Source organism: Escherichia sp. WS1265, from assembly GCF_046487585.1.
Lineage (GTDB): Bacteria > Pseudomonadota > Gammaproteobacteria > Enterobacterales > Enterobacteriaceae > Escherichia > Escherichia coli.
On record NZ_JBJQJE010000022.1, the window covers coordinates 62406 to 75942 of the forward strand.

13 protein-coding genes are annotated in these 13537 nt (G+C 52.2%); 2 read left to right on the forward strand and 11 right to left on the reverse strand.

Annotation, left to right across the window (positions count from 1 at the left end; genetic code table 11):
* The 11 genes from rffA to trxA all read right to left on the reverse strand — a co-directional run bounded on the left by rffA (nt 1) and on the right by trxA (nt 10504).
* Nucleotides 1-1131, reverse strand: a complete 1131-nt coding sequence (gene rffA, locus ACJHX3_RS19820; protein ID WP_000612044.1) for a dTDP-4-amino-4,6-dideoxygalactose transaminase — start codon at nt 1129-1131, stop codon at nt 1-3.
* Nucleotides 1132-1135: 4 nt separating this feature from the next.
* Nucleotides 1136-1810 (reverse strand): dTDP-4-amino-4,6-dideoxy-D-galactose acyltransferase, encoded by a 675-nt coding sequence (rffC, locus tag ACJHX3_RS19825; protein WP_094308436.1) that lies wholly within the window; start codon nt 1808-1810, stop codon nt 1136-1138.
* On the reverse strand, nt 1788-2669 hold the full coding sequence (gene rfbA, locus ACJHX3_RS19830; RefSeq protein ID WP_000676053.1) for a glucose-1-phosphate thymidylyltransferase RfbA: 882 nt from the start codon (nt 2667-2669) through the stop codon (nt 1788-1790). Before rfbA ends, rffC begins: the two co-directional genes overlap by 23 nt.
* Nucleotides 2670-2687: 18 nt before the next feature.
* Complete coding sequence (rffG, locus tag ACJHX3_RS19835; protein WP_001226596.1) at nt 2688-3755, reverse strand: dTDP-glucose 4,6-dehydratase; 1068 nt, start codon at nt 3753-3755, stop codon at nt 2688-2690.
* Nucleotides 3755-5017 (reverse strand): UDP-N-acetyl-D-mannosamine dehydrogenase, encoded by a 1263-nt coding sequence (gene wecC, locus ACJHX3_RS19840; protein ID WP_000006621.1) that lies wholly within the window; start codon nt 5015-5017, stop codon nt 3755-3757. Before wecC ends, rffG begins: the two co-directional genes overlap by 1 nt.
* Nucleotides 5014-6144, reverse strand: coding sequence for a non-hydrolyzing UDP-N-acetylglucosamine 2-epimerase (gene wecB, locus ACJHX3_RS19845; protein ID WP_094308434.1), 1131 nt, complete (start codon nt 6142-6144; stop codon nt 5014-5016). Before wecB ends, wecC begins: the two co-directional genes overlap by 4 nt.
* A gap of 55 nt (nt 6145-6199) precedes the next feature.
* The gene (gene wzzE, locus ACJHX3_RS19850; RefSeq protein ID WP_001295256.1) at nt 6200-7246 is read right to left on the reverse strand and encodes an ECA polysaccharide chain length modulation protein; all 1047 of its coding nucleotides are present in this window, start codon (nt 7244-7246) and stop codon (nt 6200-6202) included.
* A gap of 11 nt (nt 7247-7257) precedes the next feature.
* Entirely contained in the window at nt 7258-8361 is a 1104-nt protein-coding gene (wecA, locus tag ACJHX3_RS19855; RefSeq protein ID WP_001050960.1) for a UDP-N-acetylglucosamine--undecaprenyl-phosphate N-acetylglucosaminephosphotransferase, read from the reverse strand.
* Nucleotides 8362-8588: 227 nt separating this feature from the next.
* A complete protein-coding gene (gene rho, locus ACJHX3_RS19860; protein WP_001054527.1) occupies nt 8589-9848 on the reverse strand; it encodes a transcription termination factor Rho in 1260 nt (419 codons plus the stop codon).
* A gap of 84 nt (nt 9849-9932) precedes the next feature.
* Entirely contained in the window at nt 9933-10034 is a 102-nt protein-coding gene (rhoL, locus tag ACJHX3_RS19865) for a rho operon leader peptide RhoL (protein WP_001469385.1), read from the reverse strand.
* Nucleotides 10035-10174: 140 nt separating this feature from the next.
* Nucleotides 10175-10504 carry a thioredoxin TrxA gene (trxA, locus tag ACJHX3_RS19870; protein ID WP_001280776.1) on the reverse strand — a complete coding sequence of 110 codons (330 nt, stop codon included), beginning with the start codon at nt 10502-10504 and terminating at the stop codon, nt 10175-10177.
* 130 nt (nt 10505-10634) lie between these two features.
* Here trxA and rhlB point away from each other — a divergent pair, with 130 nt between their 5' ends.
* The gene (rhlB, locus tag ACJHX3_RS19875; RefSeq protein WP_000047499.1) at nt 10635-11900 is read left to right on the forward strand and encodes an ATP-dependent RNA helicase RhlB; all 1266 of its coding nucleotides are present in this window, start codon (nt 10635-10637) and stop codon (nt 11898-11900) included.
* Nucleotides 11901-12035: 135 nt separating this feature from the next.
* Entirely contained in the window at nt 12036-13520 is a 1485-nt protein-coding gene (gene gppA / locus ACJHX3_RS19880) for a guanosine-5'-triphosphate,3'-diphosphate diphosphatase (protein ID WP_001366744.1), read from the forward strand.
* Nucleotides 13521-13537 lie beyond the last annotated feature (17 nt).

Below are 13537 nucleotides of genomic sequence, written 5' to 3' on the forward strand. Positions count from 1 at the left end.
TCAGGAGAAGTAGTTCAACAAGGTCGCAATTACCGTGCGCTGATTGACGGGCGACAGGTTGTAGAACAACGGCAGGCGCAGCAGGCGCTCGCTCTCTTTGGTGGTGTAGCGATCTTCACCGTGGAACTCACCAAAGCGTTCCCCCGCAGGGCAACCGTGCAGCGGAATGTAATGGAACACCGCCATGATTTCCGCTTCTTTCAGAAAGTTAATCAACGCGCTCCGGTCATCAATATCCCGCAGTTTAATGTAGAACATATGCGCGTTCTGCACGCAGCCATCGGGAATCGACGGCAGCTCGATACGCCCGGCTTTCGCCAGAGGTGCTAACGCATCGTAGTAGTTTTGCCACAGCGCCAGACGTTGCTGATTGATACGATCCGCTGCTTCCAGTTGCGCCCACAGGTACGCAGCTTGCAGATCGGACATCAAATAGCTGGAGCCGATATCGCGCCAGGTATATTTATCGACCTGACCACGGAAGAACTGGCTGCGGTTTGTGCCTTTTTCACGGATGATCTCGGCTCGTTCGATCAACGCTTTATCGTTAATCAGCGTCGCGCCGCCTTCACCGCCCGCCGTGTAGTTTTTGGTTTCATGGAAGCTAAAGCAGCCAATATGACCAATGGTTCCAAGCGCACGCCCTTTGTAAGTGGACATCACGCCCTGAGCGGCATCTTCCACCACAAACAGATTATGCTTTTTCGCCAACGCCATAATGGTGTCCATTTCGCAGGCCACACCTGCGTAATGGACCGGCACGATAACGCGCGTTTTGTCGGTGATCGCTGCTTCAATCAACGTTTCGTCGATGTTCATGGTGTCCGGGCGAACATCCACAAAGACGATTTTCGCGCCACGCAGCACAAAGGCATTGGCGGTGGAGACAAAGGTGTAGCTCGGCATGATCACTTCATCGCCAGGCTGGATATCGAGCAACAGCGCCGCCATCTCCAGCGAAGCGGTGCAGGATGGCGTCAGTAACACTTTGGCGCTGCCAAAACGTTGCTCCAGCCACTGCTGGCAGCGACGGGTAAAACCGCCATCGCCACACAGTTTGCCACTACCCATTGCCGACTGCATATAGTCGAGTTCGGTTCCCACCACCGGCGGTGCGTTAAATGGAATCATGTGATCACCTGTATAACCAGTACGCGGTGCTTTCTACATTCGCACCACTTTGTATGTATCGTTTTAGCGCGGCGGTGTTGCCCATTTGGGTCGCCACCCGCAAAGTTGTTTTACCGCGAGCATACGCCCAGTTTAGCGCCGTTTGCATCAGCTCAGCACCTGCACCTCGTCCAGCCAGCAGGCCAATTCGCGCATCTGTCGCATTGAGTTCCCGTAAAGAGACATAGCCGCGAATATCGCCGGACACCGCACGTAAAATCAGACATTGATGATCAAAGGTGCCGCGCACGGCATTTTCAATCCACTGTGCATAAAAGCGTCCGCTGGCGTCAGGCGCATACCACGGCGCACGAAAACGGCTTTGCGCAAATGCGGCGCTGGCTAACTGACGTAATGCGGGAATATCGGTCTCTTGTGCCACTACAGCACCACTATCACTGACATTGTTCACGGGTAGCGCCAAATCAACTTCACCTTCTACCAGGGAGAATCCCAGCTGTTGCAGGGCATCCAGTTCCCCCGTATTTGATGCCGCAATTTTGGCCTGCACCCGTGACCACGGCGCTAACGCGTCTGGCGTCAGGAGCGGTGCTTCAGACGTAATGCGCACAATGGCGCTGTTAACACCAAAGAAGGCGTTTTCCCAGGTTAGTGGCTCAATACTGGCGCGGACGGGCACGAAGTAACTCCAGCAGATATTGGCCGTAGCCGGTTTTCGCCAGCGAGCTGGCGGCGCGCTTCACGCCTTCGTCATCAAGCCAGCCGTTACGCCAGGCGATCTCTTCCAGGCAGGCAATCTTAAAGCCCTGGCGTTTTTCTACCGTCTGTACAAAGGTACTGGCTTCAATCAGGCTGTCGTGAGTACCGGTGTCCAGCCAGGCAAATCCGCGCCCGAGCAGTTCAACGGTCAGGTTGCCCGCCTCGAGGTACATCTGGTTGATGGAGGTAATCTCCAGTTCGCCACGCTCTGACGGCTTCACCAGCTTTGCGTACTCCACGACTTTACTGTCGTAGAAATAAAGCCCGGTCACCGCCCAGTTTGATTTCGGCTGTTTTGGCTTTTCTTCCAGCGAGATAGCGCGGAAATTGTCGTCAAACTCCACCACGCCAAAGCGTTCCGGGTCCATCACCTGATAGCCAAAAACCGTCGCCCCTTCGGTGCGCGCCGCAACATGACGCAGCTTCGGACTGAAGCCCTGACCGAAGAAGATGTTATCGCCCAGCACCAGACAAGAAGGTTCACCATTAAGGAAGGTTTCACCGATGATAAAGGCCTGCGCCAGACCGTCCGGGCTGGGCTGTTCGGCATATTCCAGCTGGATACCGAACTCACTACCATCGCCCAGCAGGCGCTGGAAATAACCTTTATCTTCCGGCGTAGTGATGATGAGAATTTCGCGGATACCGGCCAGCATCAGCACCGACAGCGGATAGTAAATCATTGGCTTATCGTAAATCGGCAACAGTTGCTTCGATACGCCGCGCGTAATCGGATGCAATCGGGTACCGGAACCGCCCGCCAGGATAATACCTTTCATGTTTGCCTCCGCTGAAAATTAGCCTTTCAGACCTAAACGCTCGCCCTGATAGCTGCCGTCCTGCACCTGCTTCCACCAGCTTTCATTAGCCAGATACCACTGAACCGTTTTACGCATTCCACTTTCAAAGGTTTCCTGCGGCAGCCAGCCAAGTTCACGGGCAATTTTCGAAGCATCAATGGCATAACGCAGATCATGCCCCGGACGGTCAGCGACAAAGGTGATCAGGTCACGATAGTGCGCCACGCCGTGCGGCTTGTTCGGGGCCAGTTCTTCCAGCAGCTCGCAAATGGTTTCCACAACATCGAGATTCTTACGCTCGTTGTGACCACCAATATTATAGGTTTCACCGACTTTCCCGGTGGTCGCTACGCAATACAGCGCGCGGGCATGATCTTCAACATACAGCCAGTCACGGATTTGCTGCCCGTTGCCATATACCGGCAGCGGTTTACCCGCCAGCGCGTTGAGGATCATCAGCGGGATCAGTTTTTCCGGAAAGTGGTAAGGACCGTAGTTATTCGAGCAGTTGGTGATAAGCGTCGGCAGACCATAGGTCCGCAGCCAGGCGCGTACCAGATGGTCGCTGCTGGCTTTTGAAGCGGAATAGGGGCTGCTCGGCGCATACGGCGTGGTTTCGGTGAAGAAATCATCCGTCGAGTGTAGGTCACCATATACTTCGTCGGTAGAGATATGATGAAAACGGAACGCTGATTTTTTATCTTCCGTTAGCGCATTCCAGTAAGCCCGCGCCGCTTCAAGCAATGTATAAGTCCCGACAATGTTGGTTTCAATAAACGCTGCCGGGCCGTCAATAGAACGGTCAACATGGCTTTCGGCTGCCAGATGCATGACACAGTCTGGCTGATGCTCAGTGAATACGCGTGCCAGTTCTGCCCGATCGCAGATATCAACTTTCTCAAAGGCAAAGCGCTCGCTTTGCGCGACCGGTGCCAGCGACATCAGGTTTCCGGCGTAGGTCAGCTTATCGACCACTACCACCGCGTCGCTCGTTTCGTTGATGATATAACGCACCAGCGCCGAGCCAATAAACCCGGCACCACCTGTTATCAGAATCTTTCTCATCAGCGCCAGACTCCTTTGGCATCGACGACATACTGCTGATGGACATTGTCGCCATTGATAACTTTGAACTGACTATGATCGACCAGCATCACCAGCACGTCTGCCGTTGCCAGCGCCTCGTCAAGCTGCGCCAGTGTACAAAGCCCGGTCAGTTTTTTCGGCAACTGGTGGATGTTAGGCTCAACAACCAGCGTTTCGCCGCTATGCCACTGGGCGATCAGTTCAGCGATTTCCATCGCCGGGCTTTCGCGCAGGTCATCAATATTCGGTTTAAACGCCAGACCAAAGCAGGCGATTTTCAGTTCACTGGCGCGTTTATCGGTAGCAGCAAGGCAGTCGGCAACCGCCGCTTTCACCTGATCGATAACCCAGAACGGTTTGTGATCGTTCACTTCGCGCGCGGTACGGATAAGCCGCGCCTGCTGCGGGTTCTGTGCCACAATAAACCACGGATCAACAGCGATGCAGTGACCGCCCACGCCAGGGCCAGGCTGAAGAATATTGACGCGAGGGTGACGATTCGCCAGGCGAATCAGTTCCCAGACGTTAATTCCCTGATCGGCACAAATCAGCGACAATTCATTAGCAAAAGCGATATTCACATCGCGGAAGCTGTTTTCGGTAAGCTTACACATTTCCGCCGTCCGCGAGTTAGTGACGACACACTCACCTTCGAGGAAAATCTTGTACAGTTCGCTGGCGCGCGCCGAGCAAACCGGCGTCATGCCGCCAATCACGCGATCGTTTTTAATCAGTTCGACCATCACCTGGCCCGGCAACACGCGTTCCGGGCAGTAGGCAATATTGACGTCAGCCTGCTCGCCCACCTGCTGTGGGAAAGTCAGGTCCGGACGCATCTCTGCTAACCATTCTGCCATCTTCTCGGTTGACCCCACCGGCGAGGTAGATTCAAGGATCACCAGCGCGCCTTTTTTCAGCACTGGCGCAATGGAGCGAGCAGCCGATTCAACGTAGGTCATATCTGGCTCATGATCGCCTTTAAACGGCGTGGGTACAGCAATCAGCCAAGCATCCGCTTCAACTGGCGTCGTGCTCGCTCGTAAAAAACCGCCTTCTACGGCAGTTTTTACTACGCTCGCCAAATCAGGCTCGACGATATGGATTTCGCCACGATTGATGGTATCAACCGCGTGTTGGTTGATATCGACACCAATCACCTGTTTTTGCCGTGAGGCAAACGCAGCTGCTGTAGGCAGTCCGATGTAACCCAGTCCGATAACAGAAATGGTCGCAAAACTCATAGTGATATCCGATTATTTTTTAACGCTTCCAGAATGCGAGAGCATGCCTGACCATCACCATACGGGTTATGGGCGCGGCTCATAGTTTGATATTCGTTTTCGTCTTTTAAAAGACGCGTCACTTCCTCGACAATTCGCTGCTTATCCGTGCCTACCAGACGCACCGTGCCCGCCGTCACCGCTTCCGGACGCTCAGTGGTATCGCGCATCACCAGCACCGGTTTCCCCAGCGAAGGCGCTTCTTCCTGAATACCGCCTGAGTCGGTCAAAATCAGCCAGGCGTGGTTCATCAGCCAGACAAACGGTAAATACTCCTGGGGATCGATCAGAATGACATTTTTCACATGCCCCAGAATGCGATTGACCGGCTCTCTGACGTTCGGGTTGAGATGCACTGGATAGACAATCTGGATGTCCTGGTGCGTGGTGGCGATGTCTGCCAGCGCATGGCAGATTTCTTCAAAGCCACGACCGAAGCTCTCACGCCTGTGACCGGTCACCAGAATCATTTTTTTATTGGGGTCGATAAACGGGTAATTTGCCGCCAGTTCTGAACGCAGCGTATCGCTGCTCATCACCTGGTCACGCACCCATAACAGTGCATCAATAACTGTATTACCGGTAATGAAGATTCGGCTGTCAGCAACATTTTCACGCAGCAAGTTTTGCCGGGAAGTTTCGGTTGGAGAGAAGTGATACATCGCCAGATGCCCGGTCAATGTACGGTTAGCCTCTTCCGGCCACGGCGAATAGAGCTCGCCCGTGCGCAGACCAGCCTCAACGTGACCAACAGGAATACGCTGATAAAACGCCGCCAGGCTGGTTGCCAGCGTCGTCGTAGTATCGCCGTGAACCAGCACGACGTCTGGTTTGAACTCGGCAAGAATTGGTTTTAGCCCTTCCAGAATCCGACAGGTTATCTCTGTCAGGCCCTGTCCTGGCTGCATTATGTTGAGATCGTAGTCAGGTACAATGGAAAAGAGTTTCAGCACCTGATCGAGCATCTCCCGATGCTGCGCAGTGACGCAAACTTTAGCCTCAAAAAAAGGATCTTTTGCCAACGCATGCACCAACGGCGCCATCTTGATGGCTTCCGGGCGCGTACCAAATACAGTCAGTACTTTCACATCGATTCTCTTCGAATAAGCGGCGAGCGCCTTTGCGCTCACCGCAGCAGTGTTGCTATTTCGAGCAACGGCGGGTTAATGCGACACCAGCCCCGATCAGCCCCCCGACAATGCCCCACATAATCATCAGGAAGGCACGACGTGGGCTATCGCGTTTTACCGGTTCTTCCGGCGTACGCAAATAGCGATAGGTCTGAAAACGCGGATCCAGGGTTGGACCAACATTCAGGGTGTTTAACATGGCCCGATTCTGATCATAGTCGAGATCAAAGGCCGGACCGACGGCCTGTAAATTTTCCAGTCGAGCCTGGAGCATTGGACGCCCAAGCAGGAACATTTCTGAATCAGGTAATTCCTCGGCAGGCACATCTGTCGCACTGCGCGAAATATTATGCTGCTCTGCAATTTTCAGCGCCTGTTCAATACTGTTCATCCGGCGGTCGTAGATGGCTTTCGCCACCTCTTCCTGACGCTTCACCTGTGCTTTCATCTGGATGGTGCGCGCCGCCCATGCACCTTTCAGCTCATCATTCAGATGGCTGGCTGCACGCTGGCTGGCAAAAGCAACATACTGACGTAACAGGTTATTAGCGTCAGGCGCGGTTTCGGCAATCAGCTTCACGCTGTCATTGACCGCGCGGGTAAAGTCTCCGGGGATAAACTGGATGTTATTAATCATTTCATCCAGCAACGCCGCATCGGCTTTGCTGTTGCCCACCATCCGCTGCTTGTAATAGTCGGTTTGCAGCCAGAACTCTCTGCGGGTATCCCACGAGGCCAGTTGCATAACAAACTCTTTATAGGCTTCGTCCATGACCGATGGTTGGTCGGCAGAAGCCATGTTTGAACGGACATCCAGGTTACGCAAAAATTGCTGCTGTGAGTAATATCCCCCCAGCATATTCACCGTTGGACGATCGGTAATCGCCGTCGAGCTCCACTCCTGACGAGCAAAAAAAGTATACGCCAGCGCGATTAACGCAAACGCCAGTCCCATGCCAATAATCCACAGCTTCCCAGCCCACAAGGTACGAAACAACCCACGAATATCCAGTTCATTTTCAGCGTCTTCGGCCGGTTTCCCAGGCATTGGTTGTGTCATCACATCCTCATTTATTTGGTTAAATTGGGGCTGCCACCACGATTTCTACGCAGTCTGCGTTTTACGCGCTTAATAAAGCGAGCAACTTTCCAGGCACGCTTAATGCAATATCCATAGAGGAAGAATGCTAGCAAAAAGAGCACCAGCATGACCCACTCCGGGACAAAATGAGAATATTCTGCCAGCACCCCAATGGAGGCGAGCAGAGCTGCGGCAAGGGTAATCAGCACAAACGCCTGGCGGGAAGTAAACCCGGCACGCATGATCAAATGGTGAATATGCTGGCGATCAGGAGAGAACGGACTCATGCCTTTACGCAGGCGACGGTACATAATCGCCACCATATCCATTAGCGGAATGGCGATTATCCACAAAGCGGTAACCGGGCTGATGGGATGGGTTTTGCCCTGGGTCGTTTCGAGCAGGATCCAGATAACGGTAAAACCAATCAGCGTACTGCCCGCATCACCCATAAAGACTTTGTAGCGGCGACCCAGGATACCAAGGTTAAGCATGATGTATGGCAGGATGGCGGCGATCATCGCAAAACACCAGATTGCAAGGCTGGTTTGCCCGTCGAACCACAAAATCATACCGATTGCTGCAAACGAGACGCAGGACAACCCGCCCAGCAAGCCATCAATGCCATCAACCATGTTGAACGCATTAATGGCCGCCCAGACGGCAAATAGCGTCAGGAAGTAGCCAAACGGTCCGAGCACCATCTCCCAGGAGCCAAAGATATAACCCAGGCTACTGAGATAAAGTTTGCCGAACACCATCATAACAATGCCAACAGCGGCCTGTATGGTGGCCCGGATTTTTACGCTGATATCAAAACGGTCATCCAGCGCGCCAATGAAAACAAGCACACCGGCACAAGCGAGATAGAGAGATGCATGCGGAATATAGTAATCGACAATTCCGAACGTGAAGCAAATCCCTGCGTAAACCGAAATCCCCCCAACGAGAGGTATCAATCCCTGGTGACGTTTGCGGAAGTTAGGTTTATCCACTAAACCGACTTTTTTTGCCACCTTACGGGCAAAAAACAGAAACAGTGTCGTGAATAAAAAAATACTGATGAGATCAGTACTCACTGTCAGTAAATTCACAATGCATGCTCTCAGAGAAAATTATTAGCAGAAGTATAACCACGAAGGCCTTTATTCAGAAGGGAAACTCTGCTCTGAACCCACCAACCTTGTGCAAAAAACAACCACGTGATTCGTGTTATGCGCAATAAACAAACATAACTCGTATTTGTTATAACGCCGTTAAGATTACAGATATAAAAACAAAACGCCACGTAAACACGTGGCGTTTTTGGCATAAGACAAATTTATGAGCGTTTCATCATTTCGAAGAAATCGTCATTGGTCTTGGTCATTGCCAGTTTATTAATGAGGAATTCCATTGCATCGATTTCGCCCATCGGGTGAATGATTTTGCGCAGGATCCACATTTTCTGCAGTTCTTCCTGAGTAGTGAGCAGCTCTTCTTTACGGGTACCGGAACGGTTGTAGTCGATTGCCGGGAAGACGCGTTTTTCAGCGATCTTACGAGAGAGGTGCAGTTCCATGTTGCCTGTACCTTTAAACTCTTCGTAGATAACTTCGTCCATCTTGGAACCGGTATCGATAAGCGCGGTAGCGATGATGGTCAGGCTGCCGCCCTCTTCCACGTTACGCGCCGCACCGAAGAAGCGTTTCGGACGATGCAGGGCGTTGGCATCCACACCACCGGTCAGCACTTTACCTGACGCCGGAACAACGGTGTTGTAAGCGCGCGCCAGACGAGTGATGGAGTCGAGCAGGATGATAACGTCTTTCTTGTGCTCAACCAGGCGTTTCGCCTTCTCGATCACCATTTCCGCAACCTGAACGTGGCGAGATGCGGGCTCATCAAAGGTGGAAGCAACAACTTCACCTTTTACCAGACGCTGCATCTCGGTTACTTCTTCCGGACGTTCGTCGATCAGCAGAACCATCAGCACACAATCCGGGTGGTTGTAAGCAATGCTCTGGGCAATGTTCTGCAGCAGCATGGTTTTACCGGCTTTCGGCGGTGCCACAATCAGACCACGCTGACCACGACCGATAGGTGATGCCAGATCCAGTACGCGAGCGGTTAAATCTTCAGTAGAACCGTTACCACGTTCCATACGCAGACGAGAGTTTGCGTGCAGCGGGGTTAAGTTCTCAAAGAGGATTTTGTTGCGGGCGTTTTCAGGTTTGTCGAAGTTAACTTCGTTAACTTTCAGCAGCGCAAAATAGCGTTCACCTTCTTTCGGCGGGCGAATCTTACCAGAGATGGTATCACCAGTGCGGAGGTTGAAACGGCGGATTTGGCTAGGGGAAACGTAGATGTCATCAGGACCGGCGAGGTAGGAGCTGTCTGCGGAACGGAGGAAACCAAATCCATCCTGCAATATCTCCAGTACACCATCACCAAAGATATCTTCGCCACTCTTTGCGTGCTGCTTCAGGATGGCAAAAATAATGTCCTGCTTACGCATACGAGCCAGGTTTTCCAGCCCCATATTTTCGCCGAGAGTGATCAGCTCAGAAACCGGCGTATTCTTTAATTCGGTAAGATTCATAGTGGTGTGAGTTCTTAAACTTGGGGTAAATCTCGAACTTAATGTTGTGAATGGTATGGCAGGATCATCCATGCCTGTTTACGGTCATCGACTCATGTCTTTTCGCTGTCTGGTCACAGGAAAGTACGCAGAACTGAAACGACAAGACGGATTGAGTGACGAGCCAGAAATCTGTTCACTTCGCATTTAAGATAAAACGGGAAGCGTTGGAAATTACAAGATTCAAACTTAATAAGGTATGTTTAATACGAAGTCAACACTAAGTTAGCATGACTCACGCCGGGCGTCCAGTTTTTAGCGACGGGGCACCCGAACATGAAATTCCCTTACGCCAGGTTAGCGTCGAGGAACTCTTTCAACTGACCTTTAGACAGTGCGCCCACTTTGGTTGCCGCCACTTCACCGTTTTTGAACAGCAGCAGAGTCGGGATACCACGGATGCCATATTTCGGCGCAGTGCCAGGGTTTTGATCGATGTTCAGTTTTGCAACGGTCAGTTTGCCCTGATATTCGTCAGCGATTTCATCCAGAATCGGGGCGATCATTTTGCACGGACCGCACCACTCTGCCCAGAAATCGACGAGGATCGCCCCGTCCGCTTTGAGTACATCCGTGTCAAAACTGTCGTCAGTCAGGTGAATAATTTTATCGCTCATATATAACTCCACAGGAATAAGCCTGGCGTGTTGGTTTCGTTGTTGGTGTAACATTAACCAACTAAAGGTTGACTTTATTTCACCGGATACGCTTTCGTAAAGCAATAGTAAGCTGATATTCTACCACACTATGAGCAAAACACATTTAACAGAACAGAAGTTTTCCGACTTCGCCCTGCATCCGAAGGTTGTAGAAGCCCTTGAAAAAAAAGGGTTTCATAACTGTACGCCCATTCAGGCACTGGCCCTTCCGCTGACGCTGGCGGGTCGTGACGTAGCCGGGCAGGCGCAAACCGGTACCGGGAAAACGATGGCGTTTCTTACGTCAACGTTTCATTATCTTCTCTCTCATCCCGCGATTGCCGATCGCAAGGTGAATCAACCGCGTGCCTTAATTATGGCACCGACGCGTGAACTTGCCGTGCAGATCCACGCCGACGCGGAACCGCTGGCGGAAGCTACCGGCCTGAAGCTGGGTCTGGCTTACGGTGGTGATGGCTACGACAAACAGCTGAAAGTGCTGGAAAGCGGCGTTGACATTCTGATTGGCACCACGGGGCGTTTAATTGACTACGCCAAGCAGAACCACATTAACCTCGGTGCCATTCAGGTAGTGGTACTGGACGAAGCCGATCGTATGTACGATCTGGGCTTTATTAAAGATATCCGCTGGCTGTTCCGCCGTATGCCGCCTGCAAACCAGCGCCTCAACATGCTGTTCTCCGCCACGCTTTCGTACCGGGTACGTGAACTGGCGTTCGAGCAGATGAACAATGCCGAATATATTGAAGTGGAACCGGAACAGAAAACGGGCCACCGTATTAAAGAAGAGCTTTTCTACCCTTCTAACGAAGAAAAAATGCGTTTGCTGCAAACGCTGATCGAAGAAGAGTGGCCAGACAGAGCGATTATTTTCGCCAACACCAAACACCGTTGTGAAGAGATCTGGGGCCACCTGGCGGCAGATGGTCATCGTGTCGGTTTGTTGACAGGCGATGTCGCGCAGAAAAAACGTCTGCGTATTCTTGATGAATTTACCCGTGGCGATCTGGATATTCTGGTTGCCACCGACGTTGCCGCGCGTGGTTTGCATATCCCGGCTGTGACACACGTCTTTAACTACGATTTACCCGATGACTGTGAAGATTACGTTCACCGTATTGGTCGTACAGGTCGCGCAGGCGCAAGCGGTCACTCTATTAGCCTGGCGTGTGAAGAGTATGCATTGAATTTGCCTGCTATTGAGACCTATATTGGTCACTCAATTCCGGTAAGCAAATACAATCCGGACGCATTGATGACCGATCTGCCAAAACCGCTGCGCCTCACGCGCCCGCGCACAGGCAATGGTCCGCGTCGTACTGGCGCTCCGCGTAATCGTCGTCGTTCAGGTTAAATAAAAAATGTCATACTCAAAATCATTCAAACTGTATCAAGATGGCCAGAGAATGAACCCCGATGAGCTTACTGTAGTAAGTGATTCAGGTGAAAGAATGCAGCCAACACAGAGACAGATTGAAGGATGAAGAGTATGGGTTCCACCTCGTCGCTGTATGCAGCCATTGATCTCGGTTCGAATAGTTTTCATATGCTGGTTGTGCGCGAGGTGGCTGGAAGCATCCAGACGCTGACGCGAATTAAACGCAAAGTGCGTCTGGCTGCTGGCCTGAATAGCGAAAATGCCCTCTCTAATGAAGCAATGGAGCGCGGTTGGCAATGTCTGCGCCTGTTTGCTGAACGTCTGCAAGATATCCCTCCCTCGCAAATTCGCGTTGTCGCTACGGCGACATTACGACTTGCCGTCAATGCGGGTGATTTTATTGCCAAAGCACAGGAAATCCTCGGTTGTCCGGTACAGGTGATCAGCGGTGAAGAGGAAGCACGTCTGATTTATCAGGGCGTTGCTCACACAACTGGCGGTGCCGATCAGCGCCTGGTGGTGGATATAGGCGGTGCCAGTACTGAACTGGTAACCGGCACGGGTGCACAAACCACCTCGTTGTTCAGCCTGTCGATGGGCTGCGTCACCTGGCTGGAACGCTATTTTGCCGATCGTAATCTGGCGCAGGAAAATTTTGATGCTGCAGAAAAAGCGGCACGCGAAGTGTTACGTCCGGTTGCCGATGAATTACGGTATCACGGCTGGAAAGTGTGCGTTGGCGCTTCCGGCACCGTGCAGGCGTTACAGGAAATCATGATGGCACAGGGGATGGATGAACGCATTACCCTGGAAAAGTTGCAGCAACTGAAACAGCGAGCCATTCATTGCGGTCGGCTGGAGGAACTGGAGATTGACGGGCTGACGCTGGAACGTGCGTTAGTGTTCCCGAGTGGTCTGGCGATCCTGATAGCCATTTTTACCGAACTGAATATTCAGTGTATGACCCTGGCGGGCGGTGCGCTGCGTGAAGGCCTGGTCTACGGTATGTTGCATCTTACCGTCGAGCAGGATATTCGCAGCCGTACGCTGCGTAATATTCAGCGCCGCTTTATGATCGATATTGATCAGGCACAGCGCGTAGCCAAAGTTGCGGCTAACTTCTTCGATCAGGTGGAAAATGAATGGCATCTTGAAGCAATAAGCCGCGATTTGCTCATCAGCGCCTGCCAGCTTCATGAAATCGGCCTGAGCGTTGACTTCAAACAAGCGCCGCAACACGCTGCTTATCTGGTACGTAATCTGGATCTTCCCGGTTTTACCCCCGCACAGAAAAAATTGCTGGCGACGCTACTGCTCAACCAGACGAATCCGGTCGATCTCTCATCGCTGCATCAGCAAAATGCCGTACCGCCGCGCGTCGCAGAACAACTCTGCCGTTTACTCCGCCTGGCCATCATTTTTGCCAGCCGTCGTCGTGACGATCTCGTGCCAGAGATGACATTACAGGCTAACCATGAACTGTTGACCTTGACGCTTCCGCAAGGTTGGTTAACCCAACATCCGCTGGGTAAAGAGATTATTGATCAGGAAAGCCAGTGGCAGAGCTATGTCCACTGGCCGCTGGAAGTGCATTAATGAGTAAGTGCCGGATG

Coding starts and splice junctions, on each gene's coding strand:
- rfbA (WP_000676053.1), bottom strand. CDS start 2,669: ATGAAAGGTATTATCCTGGCGGGCGGTTCCGGTACCCGATTGCATCCG.
- wzzE (WP_001295256.1), bottom strand. CDS start 7,246: ATGACACAACCAATGCCTGGGAAACCGGCCGAAGACGCTGAAAATGAA.
- rhoL (WP_001469385.1), bottom strand. CDS start 10,034: ATGCGAAGTGAACAGATTTCTGGCTCGTCACTCAATCCGTCTTGTCGT.
- trxA (WP_001280776.1), bottom strand. CDS start 10,504: ATGAGCGATAAAATTATTCACCTGACTGACGACAGTTTTGACACGGAT.
- rffG (WP_001226596.1), bottom strand. CDS start 3,755: ATGAGAAAGATTCTGATAACAGGTGGTGCCGGGTTTATTGGCTCGGCG.
- gppA (WP_001366744.1), top strand. CDS start 12,036: ATGGGTTCCACCTCGTCGCTGTATGCAGCCATTGATCTCGGTTCGAAT.
- rffA (WP_000612044.1), bottom strand. CDS start 1,131: ATGATTCCATTTAACGCACCGCCGGTGGTGGGAACCGAACTCGACTAT.
- wecC (WP_000006621.1), bottom strand. CDS start 5,017: ATGAGTTTTGCGACCATTTCTGTTATCGGACTGGGTTACATCGGACTG.
- rhlB (WP_000047499.1), top strand. CDS start 10,635: ATGAGCAAAACACATTTAACAGAACAGAAGTTTTCCGACTTCGCCCTG.
- rho (WP_001054527.1), bottom strand. CDS start 9,848: ATGAATCTTACCGAATTAAAGAATACGCCGGTTTCTGAGCTGATCACT.